We start from the raw sequence: 1,039 nt of genomic DNA, 5'->3' as shown, positions 1-1,039 counted from the left end.
CTCATGCAGCTGATTGCCGATGACGGGGAATTGGCTCAAGGTGCTGTGCAGCACTTGTTCCTGCAGGTCGGGGCGTCCGGCCAGGATGACCCCGAGGCCGGTCGTCAACAGCAGCAACAGCGGGAACAGCGACACGAACCCGTAGTAGGTGATCAGGGCGGACAGGTAACCGCCTTGATCGTCGAGGTATTTGTAAACGACGCCGATCACCACACCCGCCGCGCGGTTTCGGCGCTGCAGCCTGTCCAGCCAGCCGACCATCTCTTGCTCACTTCGTTTCTACGGAAGCGGATACCCCCCCGATGGGATGTCCCAGGTGGTACCCGGATTCGGCGGCGATCAATCGCGGGTCGCTCGGTGGCCGGATGCCCATGCCAGGATGGGGTGATGGTCGATGAGGCAATGCAATCGGAGCGCGATTTCAACGAGCGCAATATCGAGGAATTCCGCCGCAACGGGGGCAAGGTGGGGGGACAGTTCGAGGGCTTTCCGTTGCTGCTGTTGACGTCGACCGGTGCGCGCAGCGGTGCACAGCGGGTGAACCCCGTCGCCTATTTCGACGTCGACGGCAAAATCTATATCGTCGGATCCGCCGCGGGCCGGGACAGCAACCCGGCCTGGGTGCACAACATCCGCGCCAACCCGCGGGTGACTGTGGAGATCGGCTCACAGGCCCCCAAGCCGGCGACGGTGCGCGAATTACCCCGCGGCGAGCGCGATTCCGTTTATCGGATCGTCGTCGAGCGGGCGCCCGGGTTTGGCGAGTATCAGGAGCGCACCGACCGGGTCATCCCGGTCTTCGAACTGGTTACCGAATAACAGCACCGCCAATGGGTACGTGTCGCAAAATGAATATCGGGCCCGGGAGGAGACCGACATGACAATCAAGCAGTTGGTACGTGTCTGGGCATTCGGCGCGTTCGCCCTCGGGTTGGCGATGTTGCCGGCGGTCGCGGCGCCGGCGATCGGCCGGGCCGACCCCAATTGCGCTGCGGGGTTTGTGTGGAGCGTGGACTTGCATCAATGCGTGCCCTGGGTC

1 protein-coding gene and 1 pseudogene are annotated in these 1,039 nt (G+C 63.7%); one reads left to right on the top strand and one right to left on the bottom strand.

Annotated features, from left to right (window positions below; genetic code table 11):
* Nucleotides 1–261: pseudogene (locus A5773_RS00845) on the bottom strand (ribonuclease BN); the annotation flags it as partial.
* Between the two features lie 126 nt (nucleotides 262–387).
* Here A5773_RS00845 and A5773_RS00840 point away from each other — a divergent pair.
* Nucleotides 388–819, top strand: a complete 432-nt coding sequence (locus tag A5773_RS00840; RefSeq protein WP_066958288.1) for a nitroreductase family deazaflavin-dependent oxidoreductase — start codon at nucleotides 388–390, stop codon at nucleotides 817–819.
* Nucleotides 820–1,039: the final 220 nt, after the last annotated feature.

The organism is Mycobacterium sp. 852014-52450_SCH5900713 (assembly GCF_001667075.1).
GTDB lineage: Bacteria > Actinomycetota > Actinomycetes > Mycobacteriales > Mycobacteriaceae > Mycobacterium.
This window is presented reverse-complemented; position numbering and strand designations above follow the sequence as displayed.